Raw genomic sequence first — 21,701 nt, 5'->3', positions numbered from 1 at the left:
AGATGAGCGAAAGCCGCTTGGAGGCTCGCCATTTGCAAAAAGCCTATGGCAGCCGTCAAGTGGTGCACGACGTCTCGATTTCCGTGAGAAAAGGTGAAGTGGTTGGTTTGTTAGGCCCTAACGGCGCAGGTAAAACCACTTCGTTTTACATGATTGTGGGCTTGGTGCGTGCCGATGGTGGCAGCATCACGATTGATGGCGAGCCTGTGGCGCATTTGCCCATTCATCGCCGCTCGCGTTTGGGGTTGAGCTATTTGCCGCAAGAGGCGTCTATTTTTCGCAAGTTGAATGTGGAAGACAACGTGCGTGCGGTGTTAGAGCTACAACGTGATGACGACGGCAAGCCCCTGCACAGCGATGAAATTGAAAAGCGATTGACAGCGTTGTTGCAAGAGTTGCGTGTGGAACATCTGCGCATGTCGCCCTCTCTGGCCTTGTCGGGCGGTGAGCGTCGACGCGTCGAGATTGCACGCGCTTTGGCCACCAATCCTCGTTTCATCTTGTTGGACGAACCCTTTGCGGGTATCGATCCGATTGCTGTGATTGAGATTCAACGCATCATTGGTTTCTTGAAAGCGCGTGGCATGGGGGTGTTGATCACCGACCACAATGTGCGCGAAACGCTTGGCATTTGTGACCACGCGTGCATCATCAGCGATGGTCGTGTGTTGGCGCAAGGAACGCCGCGCGAAATCATTGAAAACGTGGATGTACGCCGCGTTTACCTTGGCGAACATTTCCGAATGTGATCGAGCATCATGAAACAAGGCTTATCACTCCGCGTTTCCCAACATCTGGCGCTCACGCCCCAGTTGCAGCAGTCGATCCGACTGCTGCAGTTGTCGACGCTGGAGTTGAGCCAAGAGATTGAGCAAATGCTCGATGAGAACCCGTTTCTAGACAAAGACTTTGAAGAAGCCCCTCGCGAAGAATTTGGTTTAGACAAGGCTGATACACCTGCGCGCGATGACGAGGTGGAGACCACGCGCGAGGTGCCATCTCTCGATGGCGTCATGTCCGAAATCAGTGTAGATAACACAGCCAGCGACACTGAGCCAAGTGTGGACGGTGTGGCTGAGAGCTGGGATGGCGACGGCAGCGTGGAGTTTTCTGCGGACGATTCTGAGTGGGGCGGCGACGCGCCCGCGAGCAACAGCAACAACACCGCAGACAGTGATGCTGCCGATGCGACTGAGCTGGCGCGCATGCAAGAGTCGCTGGCCTCGCATTTGCATCGCCAAGCACTGGCTTTGCGCTTGAGCCCTACTGATCAAGCTGCCTTGCGTTATTTGATTGAAAACCTCAACGACGACGGCTACCTGGAAGACACCTTGCGCAGCTTGGCCGAAGGTTTGGGTGGCGACGACGAAGAGCAAATCGAAGAGCTCGAACACCGCTTCCAAGTTGCCTTGTCACTGCTGCAAAGCCTAGAGCCTGTGGGCGTGGGTGCACGCGATTTGGCCGAGTGCTTGACACTGCAACTCAAAGCCTTGGAGCCCAAGGGTGAAGAAGCTTTGCAGATCCGTGACACAGCCATTCGCATGTGCAAGCAACCGATGGACATGTTGGCCAAACGCGATTTCAAACGCTTGGCCGTGTTGGTGGGCGACAGCGAAGCCAATGTGAAAGTGGCCATTGCGTTGATTGGCCGCTTAGAGCCCAAGCCCGGCCGCCGCTTTGCAGATGTTGAGCGTCATGTGGTGGTGCCCGATGTGTTGGTCACCCGTGTGGGCAAGTCAACTACTGCTCCGAAATTCAAGGTGGCTTTGAACCCCGATGTGATGCCCCGTTTGCGCGTGCACGACATTTACGCCAACGCACTCAAAGGCGGCAAAGGCGAAGCGCATGCGGGTTTGCAACAGCGCTTGCAAGAAGCGCGTTGGTTCATCAAAAACATCCAGCAACGCTTTGACACCATCTTGCGTGTGAGCAACGCGATTGCCGAGCGTCAAAAGAACTTCTTCATCCACGGTGAGCTCGCCATGCGCCCCATGGTGCTGCGGGAGATCGCCGAAGAGTTGGGGCTACACGAGTCCACCATCAGCCGTGTGACGACCAATAAATATATGAGCACGCCCTACGGCACGTTTGAGCTCAAGTATTTCTTTGGCTCTGGCCTTGAGACAGAGAGCGGCAACAACGCGTCGAGTACAGCGGTGCGTGCGCTCATCAAACAATTTGTGGCGAGCGAAAACCCTAAAAAACCGCTGTCGGATAATCAGCTTTCCGAAATGCTCAAAGAGCAAGGCATTGAGTGCGCTCGCCGCACCGTGGCCAAATACCGTGAGGCGCTGCGTATTGCGCCCACGACATTGCGCAAAGCGCTCTAAAGAAATCTATGAACCAACTGCATCTTTTCCTGCCCTGTGCGGCGGGCGTTGAAACCTATCTGGCCGAAGAGGTTCGGCACATCACGGGCGTGGGTGACGAAGACTTGCGCGTGTTTCGTGCCGGTGTGATGGTGCGCACGTCGTGGCGCGATGTGTTGAAACTCAACTTGCACAGCCGCTTGGCGCAGCGTGTGTTGGTGGAGTTGTCACACACGATGTATCGCCAAGAACAAGACCTGTACCGTGCGGCGTGTGAGGTGGCGTGGGAGTTGTGGTTCTCCCCCAAAGAGACGTTCAAGATTGAAATCACCGCGCAGCACAGCCCCTTGAAGAGTTTGAACTTTGCGGCCTTGAAAGTGAAAGATGCCGTGGCGGATCGCTTCCGTCACAAGTTTGGTGTGCGCCCTGATGTCAACACACAGTGGCCCGATGCGCGCATCTATGTGCACCTGACCACCGATGAGTGCACGCTCTACATCGACACCTCGGGTGAGCCACTGTTCAAACGCGGTTGGCGCGCTGACAAAGGCGATGCACCGCTGAAAGAAACCCTCGCCGCCGCCATGCTGGCCGCAAGCGGTTGGAGCATGGGCGATGGCACACCCGCCAACCCCGACGGACTTGCGGCCCAAGGCGTGCCGCTGTATGACCCCTGCTGCGGCAGCGGCACGATCGCGGTGGAAGCAGCACAAATTGCTTGCAACATCGCGCCGGGGTCGATGCGCAAATTTGGTTTCCAAAAACTCATTCCTTACCAAGAGCACGTATGGCATGGTTTGCTCGATAACGCCCGCGCGCAAGAGTGTGAGCCGCGTGCCCAAGTGTTCGGCAGTGATGTGGCCTTCCGTATGGTTGACTTTGCGCAGCGCAACGCCGAGCGCGGCGGTGTGGCACACGCGGTGCAGCTCAGAGGCGGTGATGCCTTGCAGCGCATGCCGCCCTGCGATGTGCCAGGTGTGATGTTGGTCAACCCGCCCTACGGCGAACGTATTGAAGCCGCAGGTATTGCGGGCGCTGCTCGCCGTGCGCGCTACTCACCACCTACCGAATATGTGTCGCCCTACGAAGACGTGAATCAAAACGGCGACGCTGGTTTTGATGATGCGGCTTATGGCGGCGGCATGGTGCGCGATGACATGCCACGTTTTGGCGCGCGCGATATTGCGCAAACCGAAGACGGTGGTGATTTCTTTGCCCAGCTTGCCAGCCACTGGAAGAAAAACTACGCAGGTTGGAGCGCTTGGATGCTGACGCCTGACCTCAAGCTGCCCAGCCGCATGCGCTTCAAAGAGTCGCGTCGCGTACCCATGTGGAACGGCCCGATTGAATGCCGCATGTTTCGCTTTGACTTGCGTGCGGGTTCGATGCGCAACAAGCCATGACAGCCGTGCGCGTGGTGCTCGACACCAACATCGTGCTCGACCTTTGGCTCTACAAAGATGCAGCTACACCTGCGTTGTTAGAAGCGCTTGAAAGCAAGTCTGTGCAGTGGCTCGCGACGCAAGTCATGCGTGACGAGTTAGAGCGCGTACTGGCTTACACGCACATTGCCAGTCGTTTGGCGTTCAGCCAGCTCAAGGCGCAAGACATCTTGAATCAGTTTGATGCGCATGCGCAGCTGATGCCTGTTGCGCCCAAGTGCCAGTTTGTGTGCAAGGATGGCGATGATCAAAAGTTCATTGATCTCGCAGCACAACACCAAACTCAACTCATCAGCAAAGACAAAGCGGTGTTGACCATGCGCAACCGCACGGCGCGTTTGGGTGTGGCGGTGGGTAAAGTGTTTCCAGCGGCTTTGCCCGCTTCAAAGGACGGCAGGCTTTGAGTGCTGTGTGAAGCGCATCGAGGCTTCAGTGTTGTTGCAATAAATCGAGCAGCGTTTTCAGCGCATGTTGCGCAGCAGCTTCACGTACCGCTGCTCGGTCACCACTGAAGTGCATCAACTCAGTTTTGACCCACGCTGTTTCTGCGCCTAGCGTGGGGCCTGTATCACTGGGCGTGGCCCATGCGAACCAAACAGTCCCCACGGGCTTGTCAGCAGAGCCGCCAGTGGGGCCAGCTACACCGGTGACGGCCAATGTCACTTGCGCATGTGAGCGGCGCATCGCGCCCAATGCCATGGCTTGCGCCACGGCTTCGCTCACCGCGCCATGTTCCGCAATCAAAGCTGAGTCCACGCCGAGCATGTCGTGTTTGGCTTCGTTGCTGTACGTCACAAAGCCGCGTTCAAACCAGTTGCTAGAGCCTGGCAAATCGGTGCAGCTGGCTGCGACCATGCCGCCGGTGCAACTCTCGGCGGTGGCCAGCATCCAGCCGTGTTGTTGCAGCACTTCGGCGAGTTGCTCCGTCAAAGTAGGTGAATTCATAGCGACCTCCAAACAGCAAACACCAGCAAAGTGCAAAACGCTGCGACCAAGTCATCAAATATGATGCCCCAGCCCCCGCGCCAGCCAAAACCTTTGAACAAGCTGTCTGCCCAGCGCACAGGGCCAGGCTTGGCTGCATCAAAGTAGCGGAACAACACAAACGCGCCCAGTTGCCCCCAAAACGTGGTGGGCGTCACTAGCCACAGCACTAACCAAAAAGCGATGACCTCGTCCCACACAATCGCGCCAGGGTCTGCCACACCCATGTGCTGCGCGGTGACGGTGCAAGCCCACCAGCCAACCAATGTGGACGCGGCAATCAGCACGCCCATTTGTAGCGGCGTGAGCCACATTTGCAAGAGGGCAAACACGGCCCATGCCCACAAGGTGCCCGCAGTGCCGGGCGCCAAGCGGCTCAGACCGGAGCCTGCGCCAAGCGCAATGAAATGCGCAGGGTGCGACATTAAAAAGCGGCGGTTGAGTTGGGGGGTGAAATCAGTCATGCAGTTTTCGCTTTAAGCGAAATGGTCAAACGATGCAAAGCGCTTGGCAATGGGCTGGCCTTGCGGGTCGAGCACCACCAAGCCTTGCTCAGCCGTGATGCGGCCAATGCGTGTGACAGGCGTGTTGGTTTCCCAGGCTGCGGCGTGCACCAGCTCGCGCTGGTTCACGGGTGCGGTGAAGCACAGCTCGTAGTCGTCACCACCCGATAACGCGAATTCGAGGCGTTTGTTCCAAGGCAAGTCAGCCAATGCAGGTGTGATGCCAGCGGGCAAACGCGCTTCGCCAAAAGCGCCAGCGGCTTGTAACCAGCCCGTGTCAATTTGTGCACCCACGCCAGATCGCTTGAGGATGTGGCCTAAGTCGCCCAGCAAGCCGTCGCTCACGTCAATGGCAGCGTTGGCTATGGCGCGTAATGCAGTGCCCAGTGCCACCCGAGGTGTGGGTTGCTCCATGCGCAAGCGGGCTTGCTCAAAGGTCTCGCCTGAAAGGGCGTGTGAACCACGAAACACCTCAAGCGCCAAGCGTGCATCGCCCACCGTGCCGCTGATGTAAATGTCGTCGCCTACTTGTGCGTTTTGGCGCAGCAGTGCATCGCCCGGCGGCACTTCGCCAAATACGGTGATGCAAATGTTGAGTGGGCCTTGGGTGGTGTCGCCGCCGACCAGTTCGCAGCCGTGTGCATCGGCCAAGGTCAACAGGCCACGAGAAAACCCTGCCAGCCATGCTTCGTCCACGCGGGGCAAAGACAGCGCGAGCGTGAAGCCCAACGGCTCTGCACCCACGGCGGCTAAATCGCTGAGGTTCACCGCCAAAGCCTTGTGGCCGAGGCGAACGGGGTCGACCGTGCTCAAGAAGTGGCGACCTTCCACTAACATGTCGCTGGACACGGCGAGCTGCATACCCTCGGTGGGCCGCAACAAGGCACAGTCATCCCCCACGCCCAGCGCCGCTTTGTTTGCGGGGCGTTTGAAGTAGCGCTCGATCAGGTCAAATTCACCCATGGCGGTCAGTGAAGGTTACGCCCGCCCGGCTCATCGCTGAGCGCGTCGAGCACAAACATGGGAATGTCGACATCAAACTTTTCGCCGTCTTCAGCCACGCAAAAGTAGCTGCCGTGCATCGTGCCTGTGGGCGTGCGCAGGCGTGTGCCGCTGGTGTATTCAAACTGTTCACCAGGTTTGAGGAATGGTTGGTGGCCGACCACGCCAAGGCCCTTGATTTTTTCGTGCGTGCCGTTGGCATCGTTCACATTCCAAGTGCGCGAGATGAGTTGCGCCGCCACATTGCCCACATTGGTGATGGTGATCGTGTAGGCAAACATGTACAAACCGCCGTCTGGGTCGGATTGCTCAGACAGGTATTGCGGTTGAACTTCGACTTGGAATTTGTAACGCAGCATGGGGTGATTTTGGCCTAAGCCGAAAACCCTGCCGAAGGGGTGAAATAATCACCCCATGACCAGCCCACGCCCCTCATTCAACATCGCCCCCTCTATCTTGTCTGCCGACTTCGCCCGTTTGGGCGACGAGGTGAAAAACGTCATCGCTGCTGGCGCTGATTGGATTCACTTCGACGTGATGGACAACCACTACGTGCCCAACCTCACGTTCGGCCCCATGATTTGCCAAGCCTTGAAACCGCACGCCAAAACGCCAGCGGGCGTGGCCGTGCCGATTGATGTGCATTTGATGATTTCGCCTGTGGACGCTTTAGCCGCATCGTTTGCCGAAGCAGGCGCGGACTACATCAGCTTTCACCCTGACGCCAGCGCCCATGTGCACCGCAGCATTCAAGCCATCAAGAGCAAGGGCGTCAAGGCGGGTCTGGTGTTTAACCCCGCCGAGCCGCTGGACGTATTGGAGTGGACGATTGACGAGATTGACCTCATTCTCATCATGAGCGTCAACCCTGGCTTTGGTGGCCAAAGCTTCATCGACTCGGCTCTGCGCAAAGTCGAACTGGCGCGCAAGTGGATCGAGCGCAGTGGCAAAGACATTCGCCTTGAGGTGGACGGTGGCATCAAGCCCGACAACATCCGCCAAGTAGCCGATGCCGGTGCTGACACCTTTGTGGCGGGCAGCGCGATTTTTGGCAAACCTGACTACAAGGCGGTGATTGACCAAATGCGCGTGGCGTTGGCCTAACGCCCAACCCGACCAGCGTATTGACGACATGAGCGATGACACCCCCGCCAGCACTTCCTTCATAAACAAGGCGAAGTCTTGGGCGCGCGGCATCAAGCGGGATGTGGTGACGGTTTACTTCGCTGCGCGTGATCCCAATGCGCCCCTGCTGGCGCGTATATTGGCTGGGTTGGTGGCGGCGTATGCGCTGAGCCCGATTGATTTGATTCCAGACTTCATCCCCGTGCTGGGCTATTTGGACGATTTACTCATCGTGCCTTTGGGCTTGTTGTTGGTCATTCGTTTGATGCCCGATGAGGTGCTGATCAATGCGCGCTCCAAAGCCGATACCCTGTTGGCTAGACCACGCAGCTGGTTAGCAGCCGCATGCATTGTGGCGGTCTGGTTGGTACTCGGGTTTTACCTAGCCCTATGGCTTGGGTGAGCGGGATTTATTCCCTGTTTCTTTCAGCGCAAAACACCTAAATTCATCAACATTCAGTCAAGGCATGTTGCCTTGTATCAGAGGTTGTTGATGGGTTGGTTTGCATGAATACGTTTCGTCCTTCTTGGGTTGCTTTGGCTGTCGCAGCCGTGTGCATGAGTTCTGGCGCGATGGCGCAAGATGCGGCTGAGTTACCCGTCGTCACCATCGTGGGCACCATGCCTATTCCCAGTCTATCGCAGCCTTTGTCCGAAATTCCTTCGGCGGTCCAAACGGCCAACAGCACAGACATTGCCAACAGCCAAGCCTTGGACTTGTCGAGCTTCATGAACCAGCGTCTGGGTGGCGTGTATGTGAACGAGGTGCAAGGCAATCCGCACCAAATGGATGTGAACTACCGCGGGTTCACCGCGTCGCCATTGCTGGGCACACCACAAGGTTTGTCGGTGTACATGGACGGTATGCGCATGAACCAACCGTTTGGCGATGTGGTGAGCTGGGATTTGATTCCCCGTTCTGCCATTCAGAACATGACCCTCATGCCCGGTTCCAATCCCTTGTTTGGTTTGAACACCTTGGGTGGTGCGGTTGCTGTGCAAACAAAATCAGGCCTGACAAGCCCCGGTACATCTGTGCAAACAACGCTTGGGTCGAATCAACGCCGCTCAATGGAGCTTGAGCATGGGGGACGCAATGACAAAGGTTTGCATTGGTTCGTGACAGGCAATGTGTTCAACGAAGAGGGATGGCGCGAGGCATCACCCTCGCGTGTGCGCCAAGCCTTTGGCAAGCTGGGCTGGAAAGATGGCCCGACCGATGTCGCTCTGACGATGAGCCACGCCAACAACGCACTCACCGGTAACGGTCTGCAAGAAGAGCGCATGCTGGCCAATGATTACCGCAGCGTCTACACCAAGCCCGATGAAACGCACAACCGCTCGACCTTGCTCAACCTCACGGGCAAGCATGTCATTGATGACAACACTTTGTTTGCTGGCAATGCTTATTACCGAACCATGCGCACACGAACCTTGAATGGGGATGTGAATGAAGGATCTTTGGATCAGTCTGTTTATCAGTTGAGTGCTGCTGATAGAGCCGCTTTGCAAAGTGCTGGGTACACCGGTTATCCAACAGCAACTTCAGGCTTGAACAAAACAAATACACCCTTTCCAATGTGGCGATGCATTGCTCAAGCACTGCAAAACGACGAGCCAGGCGAGAAGTGCACAGGGCTGTTAAACCGAACCAGTACAGATCAAAGCAATCACGGCTTTTCGGGTCAATTGACTTTGTTAGATCCTCTGCTGGGACATCGCAATCAATTCACAGGTGGCATGGGCTACGACACCAACCGCACAAAGTTTGAGCAATCGAGCCAATTAGGGTATGTCAATCCAGACCGTAGCATCACAGGCATCAATGCTTATGCCGATGGCGTCACAGGTGGCAACGTCGATGGCACGCCGTTTGACAACCGTGTCAACCTCAAGGGCCAAGCCACCACGTGGAGCGTATTTGCGACAGACACCATTTCTCTGGATGATCGCTGGCACGTCACCCTGTCTGGCCGTTACAACAGAACTCATGTGAGTAACCAAGATCAGATTAAACCCAGCGGAGTGGCCGGCTCCTTGGATGGAGACTACGTGTACCAGCGCTTCAACCCGGCAGCTGGTTTGGCATTCGCCATCAACCCAGCACTGAGTACTTATGTGGGTTATAGCGAAAGCAGCCGTACACCAACATCCATCGAGCTAGGTTGCGCTGATCCCGCTAATCCTTGCAAACTACCCAATGCAATGGCAGGTGACCCGCCTTTGAAACAAGTAGTGACGAAGTCTTGGGAGGCGGGATTGCGTGGATCTTTGTCTAAAGACACACAATGGACAGCAGGTGTTTTCCGCGCTCAAAGCGCCAACGATATTTTGTTTGTCGCCGCACCCAACGCCAATTCTTTTGGGTACTTTAAAAACTTTGGCGAAACGCTTCGCCAAGGCATAGAGCTTGGGCTGAACAGCAAACAAGGTGCGTTGAGTTATGGGGCGCATTACACATGGCTGCAAGCCACCTATCAAAGCGCAGAAACATTGGGCGGAGCTGCTAACAGTAGCAATGATCTTCATGGCTCTGGTTTAGATGGAAACATCGCCATCAAGGCCGGTGACACGATGCCATTGACACCCAAACAAATTCTGAAACTGCATGGCGATTACCAGTGGAGTGACGCATGGCGCAGTGGTGTTGGGGTCACTGCATTTGGCAGTATGTATGCACGCGGCAATGAAAACAACCAACACCAAGCCAACGGCGGGAACTACTTGGGAAGTGGCAAAACGGCTGGCTACAGCACAGTGAACTTCAACACCAGCTACAAATCTTCACGCGATACAACTTGGCTGATGAACATCATGAACTTGTTCAATCGTCAATATGCGACAGCAGCCCAATTAGGGCCCACTGCCTTCAATGCAAACGGCACCCAGTTTGTGGCTCGGCCATATGCAGGTGTAGGCAATCCCGCTCAATATCCATTGCAAAACAGCATGTTTGTTGCTCCCGGCGCGCCACGCAGCGTCTGGCTGAGCATGCGACACAACTTCAACTGATGTGTTGACCAGTCGGAGCGCTCTGTCAATTGGCTTAGCGTCTCAGGCTCAATATCCAAATTGAGAGCTAGGTTTTCAGTTACATTGCAAATAAATTAGCCACTGGGTGTGAATTTGAAATTAACTAACGCCTTCAGTTTGCCGAGCTTTGGCAAGCCTGTATTGCCACCCAATTCGGTGGATGCCAAAGTCGATATTGAGCCGATCTTGGCGCTATGGGCGTCGTTTGCTGGACTTTTGCTATTTGCCGGTTACTTGCTGTATGAAAAAGGTGTTTGGGCTTCTCTGTTGAGTGCCGATCCAACCTGCCTCACGGCCTTGATCGTCATTTTGTTTGTGGGTGCCACCGTATGGGTTGGACTGAGGGCCAATCAATTAGAGCAAGAGTACGAACACTTCACACAGTTCGAGACCTTACTTATCGACAGTCCATCTGCAGCTAAAGACTGGTTAAAGCGAAAACAATCATCGTGGGCGTACGAGTATTTCACGGCTATCCAAAGCAAGGGCCAAGCTTGGAGAGACCATTCGCGTTTGGTTGATTTGCTGGCAGAGAAAACATCTGCACCACACGAAATGCCATGGTGGATCAATGGTGTATTGCTCAAGTTGGGTTTGCTTGGCAAAGTAATTGGTTTTTCCATCATGGCCTTGCAACTAGGCGAGATGAGTAGTTTTGATTCTGGGCAAACCTCTGCGGTGCTAAAAACACTGACGGGTGGTCTAGGTATTGCCCTGTTAACCACCATGACAGGGCTGACGGCCAATATTTTGCTTGGCATACAGTTGATGCGCTTGGATCGCTTTGCCGATTACGTAACTGCCAAGGCGATCAAGATCAGTGAAGTCGATCTGCAAAAAATCATGGATTGCTGACAGTGGGCATTTCCAGACGAAAGCCACGTGAGCCAGAGGCAGACCCGTTTTATGACATGTTGTTCAACATGCTCATTGCCTTCGTTTTTTGTTTCGTGATTGCCTTGTTGGCATTCAACCCAAAATCCAATAAATCGGGTGATATTCCCGCCCATGCAGAATTCATCATCACCGTCACTTGGCCGGATATGAATCCGAACGATCTTGATACGTGGGTGGAGGATCCCGCGGGCAATGTGGTCTGGTTTAAAAAACGAGATGCCGGGCTGATGCACTTAGATCGCGATGATCGCGGCATGGCCAACGATACATTGCTGATGAATGGTCAAGAAGTGGTCAATCCGTTGAATCAAGAGGTGGTAACCATACGGGGTTTTGCCGCAGGTGAATATACCGTTAACGTTCATTACTATCAGAGCAAAGATAAGAAAGCAGTAGAAGCCAACGTATCAGTTGTCAAAGTTAATCCAAAAGCCGAAGTGATTTACTACGGGGCCGTTCAACTGCCACGCAGTGGTGAAGAGCGAACGGCCTGTCGATTTGTTGTAGGTAGTCAGGGTGAGGTTTTGAGTGTGAATACTTTGCCTAAATCCATTGTTGAAAGTACACAAAAATGAACTCCACTGTCGTTTTGGCCTTGTCGATTGGATTTGCCGTCTTGTGCTTTTTGCTGCTTTGTTTATGCATGCATGGCAATCTGACGAATCGCAACAAGATGCTGATGGTGTTGGTGGTCACAGCCTCCTACTTTATTGGTTACCAAGCTCTCAACGACAGCCAAGGCTGGGCATCTTCACGAGAGTTACCGCCTAGGTTCGTGTTGCTTGCCGCCGTGATTGAGGAGCCTTTGAAAGACAAAACAAAAGGAGAAATCTTTGTGTGGCTGCAGCCACTGACAGACAACCGACCTTCAGGTGAACCACGTGCCTTTAGGTTTCCTTATGAAAAAGGCCTTCACAGTCTTTTTGAAGAAGGCATGAAGAAGAATCGCAATGGCAATTCGCAAATGGGGGTTGTTGAATCGGCGCAACGCGGCTCGCGTGGCGTATCGTGGTTGAAACCTGCCGGTGCAGATGTGCAGCGCATCAAACTCAGAGACATGCCTGCTGCGCAGCTGCCGGAAAAGTAACCATGAAATTCGAAACAATTACTCAGTCAAAAAAAATCCAAATAGGATGCTTCATCACTGTTGCACTTGGATTGATTTTTTACCTAGCTCAGTCCGAGGTACTGGATGCAGATGACCCTAGTCATGGATTGTTCCCTCTGACGGTGGGGAAAACATGGATATATCAAGTCGCGACAGAAATGGATGATCCGGCAATCGAGAAAACATTGACTCTCTCAGTAGATCGGAAAATTGATTTTGAAGATATGACGACTTGGGTCCGGCGTAGTGCTGATGGCGCTGAATACTACATTCGCAGGGATGACACAGGCATCTACCGGGTGGCGCACCGGACAGATCTGGAAGAGCATGCAGCCAAAGACCCAAGTCGCCGCTACATACTTAAAACGCCTCTTCGAGTTGGAGACTCATGGGATGGGGGCATAACTGTGCCGTACTTGATTCGTCGCCCTAATCAGGTTCCAAATGACCTGAAGCAAAGCCATAAAGCGATCATGACTTTTCGTGTAGAGGCGCTGAACGAAGACGTTGCAGTGCCATTGGCTAAGTACACCGGATGCGCGCATGTGATAGGTGAAGCCAGTGTTCGCCTCTTTACCGATCCCATCAATGGCTTCAATGATGTGCCTCTCATTAGCCACGAGTGGTATTGCCCAAGAGTGGGCTTGGTCAAGTTTTCCAGAGAAGAAATTGTGCCGGGTCAATTCATGACAGGAGGCAAAGTGACTTATCAACTCAGCGATATGTATTGATTAATCAGCTGATGGCGTTGAGCCATATGAACCAACGCAGCAGTGTTGTTGACGGCTAGTTTTTCTTTGATTTGAGTTTGGTTGTTGGCCACAGTTTTGAGGCTGATGTTCAAGCGCTCAGCACATTCAGATGCGGTACAACCTTGAGCCAAGAGGCGCCAAATTTCTAATTCACGCAGGGTGAGTTGGGCAATGCGATCCGCCTCATCGTCTGTTGCTTGTTCGAATTGGTTGATTGATAAATCGTCGCTCAAATAGCGTTGTCCGTTGTGCGCTGATTTCACGCCAGTCACCAAGTTTTCAGGGGGCGAGTTTTTTGTGACAAAACCGATGGCCCCACCCTCTAGGGCGCTACGCACCAAGTTGCGTCCGTCATACATGCTGCACATCAAGACCTTAGCCTTGGCATCGCGTTGCTTGATCTTGCGCAACAACTCAAGCCCACCCACTGTGGGCATGGAAATATCGGAGATGGTCACATCCGGCTGGTATTGCAAATACGCGATGTAGCCAGAGGTGGCGCAGCTTGCTTCTGCGACCACGGAGATATCGCCTTCTTGTTCTAAAAAGCGTGCGTAGCCTGCGCGAACGACGGGATGGTCATCAACTAACAAAACTCGGATCATGACGATGCCTTTGAAATCGGAACTTCAACGTGGATGCGAAGCCCAGGCTGTGCATCTTCGAAATGGATGTGTCCGTGTAGGCTAGCAACTCGCTCGCGCATCCCGGTTAGGCCCAGGCCTTGCGTCTTATTTGAGCCTTGTTGCAACCCTCGCCCGTTGTCAGAGATCGACAAGGTCAACACATCTTGATGCGCATGGAGGCTGATCCACACTTGACTCGCTTGGGCGTGTTTAGCGATATTGGTCAATGCCTCTTGAGTGACACGGTACAAGGCAGTGCACAACACATCAGGCAAGCCGTGGGGTAAGTTATTCATTAGGCAGTGACATTGAATGTGGCAGTGTCGTTCCCAGCTGGTACATAGCTCTTGGATGCTCTCTGCAAGCCCCAAGCTGTCAAGGTTGGGTGGGCGCAACCGTTTGAGCATGTCTCGCGCCAAGCTGTGCATGCGTAGGGATGATTGGTCAATGCGCTGCGCCGCTTCAAGCGCGGCACTTGGATTGCTGTGAATGGTTTTGGTGATGTAGGCCGCTTCAATGCGCAACGCCGTGCAAGCTTGGCCCACTTCGTCGTGCAGTTCTTGCGCCAAGGTGCGCCGTTCATCTTCTTGGGCGCTCATCAAGCGTTGCGTCAAGTGACGATTGGCCACAAGCAACTCAGAAACTTCATGCGTGCGTTGAAAAGCAAACCAAGCCAATCCAATGGACAACACCAACAAGGTCAGGGGCACTTCGTCTAACTGAAAACGCTCATAGCTTTGCAATGTGTGCGCGAGCTTTTCAGACAATTCCCAGTGCGCAGCCAATACCCAAAACAAGACGACCACCACCAGCACGCGAAACAGGTCGCGCCATGCGGGTGAGGTGGCCTGGTTGGAGGTCATGGCAGCATGCGTTTGGCAATGCCATCGCGACGCACCATGTGCAGCAACGCGGCAAGAATGTGCACAGCAATCGTCACCATGAATACATAGCTGCATGCGGTATGCAAGGCGCTGAACACTTCTTTCAGATCGGCAGATGCCTCCCACAAACGAGGCAGAGGTGTACCAAAAAATTTGATGGGGTAAGCCGTGAAGCTAGATCCCAAAAATCCAGTCAAGGGCATCAACACCATGCACCCATACAGCAAGGCATGGCTGGTATGTGCCGCCCATGTTTGCCAAAGTGGCATGGTGTCGGGTAGTGCAGGTGGACGATGCGTCAAACGCCACAAGCCACGCAACACGATGAGCAAGCCCAATACGATACCAATGGATTTGTGCCAGTTGAACCACTCGGCGCGCAGGCCTGGCGGTGTTTTGGGAATGTCGCCCATCCATACCCCCAGCCACAGCTGGTAGATCAAACCCATCGCCAATAACCAGTGCAGTGCGATGGCGACGCGTGTGTAGCGTGTGGATGTGTTTTGATGCTCGAGTTCAGGTGTTGGTTCTTGCATGCGGGTCTTTCAAGCAGTAGATCAGTTGGCAGCAGCGCCCCAAGGTAGTTTGCCTACAGGGATCGTGACGATGGGTGTGAAGTTGTTGGCATCCACCACGCTGAGTGCATGGCTGCGACCTGCTGCGACGTAGAGCTTGTTGCCATCCGGTGTGATGGCCATATTCCACGGACGTTGACCCACAGGCACTTTGGTGTGAACTGTGAAGCTTTCTGTGTCAATCACAGCCACGTTGGCATCGCCGCCATTGCTGGCAAACAACCACTTGCCGTTGGGGTGCATGACAAGGCCGTTGGTGCGAGTTCCAACCGATAGCGATCCTTTGACCGTTAGCTTGGTCACGTCAATCGCCACCAACAAGCTGTCGGTCTCGACAGCCACATAAGCCGTTTTGCCATCTGGGCTGAATGCAATCCCGCGTGGGCGATTGCCCACGCGAATGCTTTTGATTTGTTTGCGTTTGGTCACATCGATCACGTCGATTTGGTCCGCCTCTTCTGCAGAAACCAGCATGAGTTTCCCGTTGGGGCTGAACACCGCGTGCTCAGGATTTTTCCCTTGCACAGGAATAGAAAATCTCACTTTCCAACGGGCTGTGGAAATGAAGCTCACGCTATTGCTACCCTCGTTGGCCACAGCGACCCATTGACCATCGGGTGAGCAATACACCGCTTCGGGAGACTCACCCAAAGTCAGTGTTTTGTCGATGTTCAAGCTCTCGGTGTGAATGGCTTGGAGTTGCGAACCGTTTTGGTTGCTCACATACAAATGCAGGTCATTTTTGCAGAGGGCCAAACCGCGAGGCTTACCGTCTGTGGCAATGGTTTGCACCACCATGTCCGTGCTGCTGTCGATGACGGAGATGTCGCCAGAGCCTTCGTTGGTGACAAAGACTTGGCCAGCGGCAAATGCTGCGCTATGGAGGGTGATCAAGAAACTGACCAATGCGAGGCGTGGATGGTTTTTCATGGGCAAGCGCATTACAGCGGAATTTGACTTTGAATACCTACAACCCAAGAGCGAGGTAGGCCGGGCTCGAAGTATTGTTTCGAGGATTGATTGACGATCACCGAGCTGACGGTGTCTTTGTTGGTCAAGTTGTCTACACCGACGAAGGCATCCAAACGGGCAGTTCCCACTTGGTAGCGCTGACGGATACGTGCATTCAACTGGCTGTAGCCAGATGCCAAGGCGTAGTCAGCTGTTGTGCTTGAGTTGGCATCATTGGCCCACATCCGTGAACGATTGATCAAATCTAAACCAGCCTCTAGACCCAGTGCAGGTTTTTGTCCCGCTGGTGCGAAACCTTTTTCCGACCACTGCAATGAAGCGAAGATTTGACGTTTGGGGATGGCTGGCAAGCTGTTGCCATTGGGTGGGCTATAGCTGGCTGAGCCTCCCTCGTAAGTTGCATTCATGAAAGTGGCTGAGGCCTGCGTGCGCCAGTTAGAGGTGTGCTGGTGACGCAGTGCCAACTCAATCCCTTCTCGTTTTGTTTGAGCAGCATTCGCATAAGCTGTTTTCCCATTGGACGATAGGGCCGCAACAATTTCATTGCTTGTGTCAATCTGAAACCACGCCGCATCAAATCGTGTGCTGGGTGATGGCAGCCATTTGCTTCCGACTTCCAGGTGTTTACTTCTTGAGGCTAACAAGCTTGGGTTGAATTTTTCAACGAAGTTGTTGTTGGCATCGCGTGAATAAGCCGCCTCTGCCATGGTCGGTGTTTCAAAACCTTTGCCTTGGTTGATGTAAACGTTTAGGTTGTTGTGTGCATGCCAAGTCAAACCGAGCACTGGGCTGGTGGCTTTGTAATTGACCGAGCCAGAGCCGTCGACGCCCGATGTCATGTCGTCGCGGCTTTTCAAGGTAACGTTGCTCTGACGAGCGCCAGTGGTTAAGGTGTATCGCTCACCCAAAGACCAATTCGCCTGCGCAAAGTAGTCTTGATTGCTTGCCTCATTGAGTTCGTTGCGCGTCAATGCACCGCTTTTTTCACCATTGGCAGCGGCGCCTCCTTGGCGTTGCTCTTGCGCATGATCGAACTCCGTGCCGATGACCCAATTCATGCGTTGGCCATCAAATACGTTTGCTTTACCTGTCGCTTGTAGACCTAAGCCTTCATAGCGTCTGTCAAGACCGGTCCACAGGTTGGTCGATTGGTACTGCAAATTTGTTCGCGTGCCGCTATAGATGCGAGCTTGCAGTTGTAGATCGCTGCTTACCCGATGCTCGGCCACGGCTCCTACTTGGTCTTGCTGCACCGTCTTGCGCGTTCTCCTTGCCACGGCATTGGTGCCTGCTTGTGCCGGATCGGCAGCCAGTTGTGCCGATGTCAAGCCCAGCGCATCATTGGCGTAGGGCATATCGAAAATATTAATGATGAATTTAAAGCGCGTATCTGGCTTCGCATCAACCGTGATGACGCTGTTGAGCTGTTTGCGTTGAGCGCCACTGTTGGTGCGATATCCATCGATTTCAAATGAGCTGTAGTCAGCGACTAGACCCACGTCACCACTGCGTTGGCTGAATTGCCAATCTGTGCGCTGCATGCCAAAAGAACCTGTATATAAGCTCACTTGTGCCTCGGGTGTATCACCTGCTTCGCGTGTAAAGGTTTGAATCACACCACCCGATGCATTGCCGTAGAGTTGTGCCAGCGGCCCTGTTAACACTTCCATGCGGTCGGTAGATGTCATGCTCACGGTCGATGCTTGACCTTGTCCATCGGGCATCGATGCTGGAATGCCATCGGTCAGGAGACGAATGCCTCGCAAACCAAAAGCAGCACGAGATCCAAAACCGCGAATCGAGATTTGCAAATCTTGTGCGTAGTTGTTGCGATTGAGTGCGACAACGCCTGGGGCTCGGTTGAGGACATCGGAGATGTTGACTTGAGCACCAGAGTTGCGAATGGTGTCTGCGTCGACCGTGAAGATCGAGGCTGGGGCATCAAATTGCTTTTGTTCGAGCCGGCCACTTTGGACGACCACTTCACTTATGGATGTCGTTGTTTGCGCATAGATGAGAGCGCTAGGGAAAACACTCAGGTAGAAAAGAGAGGCCAACTTGAGGGCATGATGAGGTTTGCTGAATTTATTTTTTTTCATGATGGATACAAGTGCAGGTGCTGGCGTATGTCTAGCAAAACTTATTCCAGCTCAGAGTACGCGGATCTGTGATGGCATCGTTCGTGCTTTTGATTTCTGATTTGTTAATTACTTGTGAATGAATGGATCAATTGAGGACTCGTCTAGTGACACATCTTCTAACGAGTGTGGCCTTGTTTCTCTCAGGGTTGTTCCTGATAAGTGCCCACGCGGGGGTGATGACGCGTGAAGCGATGGAGCGTGCATTCCCTGCTCCCTGGGTGGTGGGCGAAAAAGAGCGTGATCTGCCGGTTTGGCCTATCTTTCGTCAAGAACTGACGTCAACCACTATCGCGGCGTACGCCTTCGAGTCACAAGACTTTGCGGCGATTCCTGGCTTTTCCGGTACGCCGTTTAATTTGCTAATTGCACTGGATCCCAATGGCGAGTTTTTGGATGTGCGGGTGTTATCCCATCACGAGCCCGTGTTTCTAGAAGGCTTGGGCGAAAAGCCATTGTTTGCATTTGTGGAGCAATACAAAAATCTGTCGCTGAAACAAAGCATCAAGATTGGAACGGGGCAGAACAAGAGTGGCAAAGAAAGCGGTGCCAATGTCTACATCGACGGCGTGAGCAAAGCCACCGCCTCGGTGCGCATCTTGAACCAAAGCTTGTTGGCAGCTTCGCTCAAGGTGGCGCGTGCCAAGCTGGGCTACAGCGAAGGCCGTGACCCCGACCTAGTGGCCAAAGTTCGCACCGATGTGTTCAAACCCCTTGACTGGGCTGGCCTGCAAAAAGCAGGACTGATACAGCGCGCAACCTTTAAAAACAGCGACATTGAAAGCGCGTTTGTAGGCACCGCTGGCGAAGGCCAAGATGCCGAAGCCGTGCAACAGCCCAGCGCGGTCTTTGCGGATGTCTATGTGGCGCATTTGAGTGTGCCGACCGTGGGCAAGAACTTGTTGTCGCCCGAGAAATGGGCCTACTTGCAGCAGCGACTGGACCCTGGCGATCATGCTTTGTTGGTGCTGGCCAAAGGGCGTTACCCCTTGATGGGGGAGGATTTTGTGCGTGGAACCGTGCCCGATCGCCTGTCTCTGACGCAGCAAAAATTGCCCATCGAAATTCGTGACATGGACTTGGATGCCGTCTTGAACCTGCCAGCAGAACTGGTCGATGCGCAGTGGATGGTGGTGCGGGTCATTGCACCTGCGGGCTTAGACCCCGCTCAGCCGCTGAACTATGAGTTGCATGTCACGCGCAGCAAAGGCATTGTTTACCCCGAGCGGGTGACGCGACATTTCAGTGTTGTGGCCGAGTTGTCGCACGACTATGTGGAGCGAGCCGAATCGGATCAAAAAACATGGCACAGCATTTGGCTTGACCGCTGGCTCGAATTGGCGGTGTTGCTGGCCGCGCTGGCTTTGCTGGTGTGGGCTCTGCGCGAGCCACCTTGGTTGATGCGCCATCCATTGCGCATGGCCTGGTTTAGACGCGGTTACTTGTTGTTCACCTTGTGCTTTGTGGGCTGGTATGCGCAGGGGCAACTCTCGATCGTCAACCTCACGGCCTTCGTGCAAGCTGTGGTGGCAGGTAGGGGGCTTGGCTTTTTCATGTACGACCCGATGACGGTGCTGCTGTGGGCTTTTGTGGGCGTCACATTTTTCGTGTGGGGACGAGGCACGTTTTGTGGGTGGCTTTGCCCGTTTGGGGCTTTGCAAGATTTGGTCAGTCAAATTACCCAACGATTCGGGTTGAAGGTATGGCGGATCCCGCAGCGCTGGGACGATCGACTGAAAAAAATCAAATACGGGGTGCTGCTCGTGTTGTTGGCTTGCGCGGCGGTATCGGTGACGTGGACCGATCGATTGGTTGAAATCGAACCCTTTAAAACCAGCATCACGCTCAACTTTGTTCGCGCTTGGCCATTTGTGGTGTGGGCTGTAGCCATGGTGGTACTCAGCGCCTTTGTTTACAAGGGGTATTGCCGTTATCTCTGCCCCTTGGGGGCCGGCATGGGAGTGTTAGGCAAGCTGCGTCGCTGGGATTGGATTGCGCGCCGCAGTGAATGTGGCCAACCCTGTCAGCGTTGCCGCAGCGACTGCGCATACCAAGCCATCGACAAACAGGGCAAGGTGGATTACGACGAGTGTTTTCAGTGCATGGATTGCGTGGTGATTTACGAGAGCGATGCCTTATGTGTGCCACGTATTTTGGAGGTGCGTGAACGACATGCGGTGATACCGATTCATCTCGTCGACAAGAGGGAGAAGGGGAGCAGATGAAACGTCGCAACTTCATACAAGCAAGCTTGGGCTTGGGCATTTGGCCCATGGCTGTAACAGCTCAGCATCAGGCCTTGATTTGGCGAGACATCACATTCACAGGCTTGGGCACGGTATTGACCCTTCGTGCGGCACATGTAGACGCCAAAGCCTTGGACTTTGCCTTGCAACGTGCCCGAAAAGTGATTGAGCGCATTGAGGACGAGATGAGCCTGTTTCGTCCTGACAGCGCGCTCAGCCGATTCAATGCCAGCGGCGTGTTGATCCGTCCTTCCGCTGATTTGCTAAAAATTTTGCGAATCAGTCAGTACCTAGCCAAGCGCAGCCATGGCGCATTCGATGTGACAGTTCAACCTTTGTGGCAGCTTTATGCGCAAGCTCAAAAAGAGGGGCGATTACCTGCTGCAGACGAGGTTGACCAAGCACGTAAAAAAGTTGGCTGGCAGCGATTGTTGGTCACCGCCGATCGATTGGCTTTTGCCCAACCCGATATGGGCGTTTCTCTCAATGGCATTGCTCAGGGGTATGCCGCAGACCAAGTGCGCGCTAGCCTTGTGCGTGATGGCGTGGCGCATGCATTGATCAACACCGGAGAATGGGCAGCCATAGGCTTGGCAGAGGGGAAGCGCCCTTGGATGTTGGGCATTGCTGACCCTCATCGTGCCGATCATTGGTTGACGCGCGTGACGATGCAGGGGTGGAGTTTGGCGACATCAGCGGATGACCAATGCATGTTCAGTGCTGATCGCAAACACCACCATATTTTTGATCCCCATACCGGATATTCCCCCTACGATATTGCGAGTGTCAGCGTTGCAGCGCCTACCTGTACGGTGGCTGATGCCTTGACCAAGGTCTTATTTGTAGGAGGCTATGACCGTGCAATGCACTTGGCCAAAGCCTGGGGGGTATTGGCCTTGGTCGTTCTTAAAAATGGGAATTGGATAGCGTCTGACAACTTTCCACATGCCGCAGGCTGATTGAAATGTCACATAGCAAAGTGTTCCAAATGTGAACACCTGTGACAAATGATGTGACACATCTTTGAAAACAAACTGCTGAGACCCGAGGGTTAACGATGGGTTTGCGATGGCTTCTCTTTGCGTAATGATGGGGTTCCTCGCGT

Annotated in this window: 22 protein-coding genes; 13 read left to right on the top strand and 9 right to left on the bottom strand. The window is 54.0% G+C overall.

All coding sequences use genetic code 11. The features are described from left to right. Positions 1-2 precede the first annotated feature (2 nt). The 4 genes from lptB to QMG27_RS11945 are packed head-to-tail and all read left to right on the top strand — an operon-like array spanning position 3 to position 4,155. A complete protein-coding gene (lptB, locus tag QMG27_RS11960) occupies positions 3-749 on the top strand; it encodes an LPS export ABC transporter ATP-binding protein (RefSeq protein WP_281814655.1) in 747 nt (248 codons plus the stop codon). 9 nt (positions 750-758) lie between these two features. Further along, a complete protein-coding gene (locus tag QMG27_RS11955; RefSeq protein ID WP_281811604.1) occupies positions 759-2,330 on the top strand; it encodes an RNA polymerase factor sigma-54 in 1,572 nt (523 codons plus the stop codon). Positions 2,331-2,338: 8 nt separating this feature from the next. Next, positions 2,339-3,712, top strand: a complete 1,374-nt coding sequence (locus QMG27_RS11950; protein WP_281811602.1) for a THUMP domain-containing protein — start codon at positions 2,339-2,341, stop codon at positions 3,710-3,712. Next, positions 3,709-4,155, top strand: coding sequence for a putative toxin-antitoxin system toxin component, PIN family (locus tag QMG27_RS11945; protein WP_281811600.1), 447 nt, complete (start codon positions 3,709-3,711; stop codon positions 4,153-4,155). Before QMG27_RS11950 ends, QMG27_RS11945 begins: the two co-directional genes overlap by 4 nt. A gap of 25 nt (positions 4,156-4,180) precedes the next feature. Here the strand turns inward: QMG27_RS11945 and QMG27_RS11940 are convergent, their stop codons facing one another. From QMG27_RS11940 to apaG, 4 genes are read right to left on the bottom strand one after another with little or no spacing between them, the layout of a single operon-like run. Continuing rightward, positions 4,181-4,696 carry a CinA family protein gene (locus QMG27_RS11940; protein WP_281811598.1) on the bottom strand — a complete coding sequence of 172 codons (516 nt, stop codon included), beginning with the start codon at positions 4,694-4,696 and terminating at the stop codon, positions 4,181-4,183. Next, positions 4,693-5,199: a phosphatidylglycerophosphatase A gene (locus tag QMG27_RS11935; protein WP_281811596.1), complete on the bottom strand. Its 507-nt coding sequence runs from the start codon at positions 5,197-5,199 to the stop codon at positions 4,693-4,695. Before QMG27_RS11935 ends, QMG27_RS11940 begins: the two co-directional genes overlap by 4 nt. Before the next feature lie 12 nt (positions 5,200-5,211). Continuing rightward, positions 5,212-6,201, bottom strand: coding sequence for a thiamine-phosphate kinase (thiL, locus tag QMG27_RS11930; RefSeq protein WP_281811594.1), 990 nt, complete (start codon positions 6,199-6,201; stop codon positions 5,212-5,214). A gap of 5 nt (positions 6,202-6,206) precedes the next feature. Beyond that, positions 6,207-6,599: a Co2+/Mg2+ efflux protein ApaG gene (gene apaG, locus QMG27_RS11925; RefSeq protein WP_281811592.1), complete on the bottom strand. Its 393-nt coding sequence runs from the start codon at positions 6,597-6,599 to the stop codon at positions 6,207-6,209. Between the two features lie 55 nt (positions 6,600-6,654). Between apaG and rpe the strand changes: the two genes are divergently transcribed. From rpe to QMG27_RS11890, 7 genes are all read left to right on the top strand, one after another. Then, entirely contained in the window at positions 6,655-7,344 is a 690-nt protein-coding gene (gene rpe / locus QMG27_RS11920; protein WP_281811590.1) for a ribulose-phosphate 3-epimerase, read from the top strand. 28 nt (positions 7,345-7,372) lie between these two features. Continuing rightward, positions 7,373-7,768 carry a YkvA family protein gene (locus tag QMG27_RS11915; RefSeq protein WP_281811588.1) on the top strand — a complete coding sequence of 132 codons (396 nt, stop codon included), beginning with the start codon at positions 7,373-7,375 and terminating at the stop codon, positions 7,766-7,768. Between the two features lie 104 nt (positions 7,769-7,872). Beyond that, a complete protein-coding gene (locus tag QMG27_RS11910) occupies positions 7,873-10,377 on the top strand; it encodes a TonB-dependent receptor (protein ID WP_281811586.1) in 2,505 nt (834 codons plus the stop codon). Between the two features lie 108 nt (positions 10,378-10,485). Next, positions 10,486-11,253 (top strand): hypothetical protein, encoded by a 768-nt coding sequence (locus tag QMG27_RS11905; RefSeq protein ID WP_281811583.1) that lies wholly within the window; start codon positions 10,486-10,488, stop codon positions 11,251-11,253. Positions 11,254-11,321: 68 nt separating this feature from the next. Next, complete coding sequence (locus QMG27_RS11900; RefSeq protein ID WP_281811581.1) at positions 11,322-11,870, top strand: hypothetical protein; 549 nt, start codon at positions 11,322-11,324, stop codon at positions 11,868-11,870. Then, entirely contained in the window at positions 11,867-12,382 is a 516-nt protein-coding gene (locus QMG27_RS11895) for a hypothetical protein (protein ID WP_281811579.1), read from the top strand. The genes QMG27_RS11900 and QMG27_RS11895 overlap by 4 nt, the downstream gene beginning before the upstream one ends. A 2-nt stretch (positions 12,383-12,384) precedes the next feature. Then, a complete protein-coding gene (locus QMG27_RS11890) occupies positions 12,385-13,134 on the top strand; it encodes a hypothetical protein (RefSeq protein WP_281811577.1) in 750 nt (249 codons plus the stop codon). Here QMG27_RS11890 and QMG27_RS11885 read toward each other — a convergent pair. The 5 genes from QMG27_RS11885 to QMG27_RS11865 are packed head-to-tail and all read right to left on the bottom strand — an operon-like array spanning position 13,113 to position 18,194. Continuing rightward, entirely contained in the window at positions 13,113-13,760 is a 648-nt protein-coding gene (locus QMG27_RS11885) for a response regulator transcription factor (RefSeq protein WP_281811575.1), read from the bottom strand. The genes QMG27_RS11890 and QMG27_RS11885 overlap by 22 nt on opposite strands. Further along, positions 13,757-14,644 carry an ATP-binding protein gene (locus tag QMG27_RS11880; RefSeq protein WP_281811573.1) on the bottom strand — a complete coding sequence of 296 codons (888 nt, stop codon included), beginning with the start codon at positions 14,642-14,644 and terminating at the stop codon, positions 13,757-13,759. The genes QMG27_RS11885 and QMG27_RS11880 overlap by 4 nt, the downstream gene beginning before the upstream one ends. Then, positions 14,641-15,201, bottom strand: coding sequence for a cytochrome b (locus tag QMG27_RS11875; RefSeq protein WP_281811571.1), 561 nt, complete (start codon positions 15,199-15,201; stop codon positions 14,641-14,643). Before QMG27_RS11875 ends, QMG27_RS11880 begins: the two co-directional genes overlap by 4 nt. Positions 15,202-15,222: 21 nt before the next feature. Beyond that, positions 15,223-16,170 carry a beta-propeller fold lactonase family protein gene (locus QMG27_RS11870; protein WP_281811569.1) on the bottom strand — a complete coding sequence of 316 codons (948 nt, stop codon included), beginning with the start codon at positions 16,168-16,170 and terminating at the stop codon, positions 15,223-15,225. A gap of 11 nt (positions 16,171-16,181) precedes the next feature. After that, positions 16,182-18,194: a TonB-dependent receptor gene (locus tag QMG27_RS11865; protein ID WP_281811567.1), complete on the bottom strand. Its 2,013-nt coding sequence runs from the start codon at positions 18,192-18,194 to the stop codon at positions 16,182-16,184. A gap of 335 nt (positions 18,195-18,529) precedes the next feature. Between QMG27_RS11865 and QMG27_RS11860 the strand changes: the two genes are divergently transcribed. Next, positions 18,530-20,575 (top strand): 4Fe-4S binding protein, encoded by a 2,046-nt coding sequence (locus QMG27_RS11860; protein WP_281811565.1) that lies wholly within the window; start codon positions 18,530-18,532, stop codon positions 20,573-20,575. Further along, a complete protein-coding gene (locus tag QMG27_RS11855) occupies positions 20,572-21,555 on the top strand; it encodes an FAD:protein FMN transferase (protein ID WP_281811563.1) in 984 nt (327 codons plus the stop codon). Before QMG27_RS11860 ends, QMG27_RS11855 begins: the two co-directional genes overlap by 4 nt. Positions 21,556-21,701: the final 146 nt, after the last annotated feature.

It is taken from the genome of Limnohabitans sp. MORI2, assembly GCF_027925025.1.
Taxonomy (GTDB): Bacteria; Pseudomonadota; Gammaproteobacteria; order Burkholderiales; family Burkholderiaceae_C; genus Limnohabitans.
Note: the sequence above shows the minus strand (reverse complement) of the source record. Positions and strands in the feature narration are given on the sequence as shown.

Coding starts and splice junctions, on each gene's coding strand:
- QMG27_RS11945 (WP_281811600.1), top strand. CDS start 3,709: ATGACAGCCGTGCGCGTGGTGCTCGACACCAACATCGTGCTCGACCTT.
- QMG27_RS11955 (WP_281811604.1), top strand. CDS start 759: ATGAAACAAGGCTTATCACTCCGCGTTTCCCAACATCTGGCGCTCACG.
- QMG27_RS11885 (WP_281811575.1), bottom strand. CDS start 13,760: ATGATCCGAGTTTTGTTAGTTGATGACCATCCCGTCGTTCGCGCAGGC.
- rpe (WP_281811590.1), top strand. CDS start 6,655: ATGACCAGCCCACGCCCCTCATTCAACATCGCCCCCTCTATCTTGTCT.
- QMG27_RS11895 (WP_281811579.1), top strand. CDS start 11,867: ATGAACTCCACTGTCGTTTTGGCCTTGTCGATTGGATTTGCCGTCTTG.
- QMG27_RS11890 (WP_281811577.1), top strand. CDS start 12,385: ATGAAATTCGAAACAATTACTCAGTCAAAAAAAATCCAAATAGGATGC.
- apaG (WP_281811592.1), bottom strand. CDS start 6,599: ATGCTGCGTTACAAATTCCAAGTCGAAGTTCAACCGCAATACCTGTCT.
- QMG27_RS11915 (WP_281811588.1), top strand. CDS start 7,373: ATGAGCGATGACACCCCCGCCAGCACTTCCTTCATAAACAAGGCGAAG.
- QMG27_RS11950 (WP_281811602.1), top strand. CDS start 2,339: ATGAACCAACTGCATCTTTTCCTGCCCTGTGCGGCGGGCGTTGAAACC.
- QMG27_RS11860 (WP_281811565.1), top strand. CDS start 18,530: ATGACGCGTGAAGCGATGGAGCGTGCATTCCCTGCTCCCTGGGTGGTG.
- lptB (WP_281814655.1), top strand. CDS start 3: ATGAGCGAAAGCCGCTTGGAGGCTCGCCATTTGCAAAAAGCCTATGGC.
- QMG27_RS11855 (WP_281811563.1), top strand. CDS start 20,572: ATGAAACGTCGCAACTTCATACAAGCAAGCTTGGGCTTGGGCATTTGG.
- QMG27_RS11875 (WP_281811571.1), bottom strand. CDS start 15,201: ATGCAAGAACCAACACCTGAACTCGAGCATCAAAACACATCCACACGC.
- QMG27_RS11870 (WP_281811569.1), bottom strand. CDS start 16,170: ATGAAAAACCATCCACGCCTCGCATTGGTCAGTTTCTTGATCACCCTC.
- QMG27_RS11900 (WP_281811581.1), top strand. CDS start 11,322: ATGCTCATTGCCTTCGTTTTTTGTTTCGTGATTGCCTTGTTGGCATTC.
- QMG27_RS11880 (WP_281811573.1), bottom strand. CDS start 14,644: ATGACCTCCAACCAGGCCACCTCACCCGCATGGCGCGACCTGTTTCGC.
- thiL (WP_281811594.1), bottom strand. CDS start 6,201: ATGGGTGAATTTGACCTGATCGAGCGCTACTTCAAACGCCCCGCAAAC.
- QMG27_RS11910 (WP_281811586.1), top strand. CDS start 7,873: ATGAATACGTTTCGTCCTTCTTGGGTTGCTTTGGCTGTCGCAGCCGTG.
- QMG27_RS11935 (WP_281811596.1), bottom strand. CDS start 5,199: ATGACTGATTTCACCCCCCAACTCAACCGCCGCTTTTTAATGTCGCAC.
- QMG27_RS11940 (WP_281811598.1), bottom strand. CDS start 4,696: ATGAATTCACCTACTTTGACGGAGCAACTCGCCGAAGTGCTGCAACAA.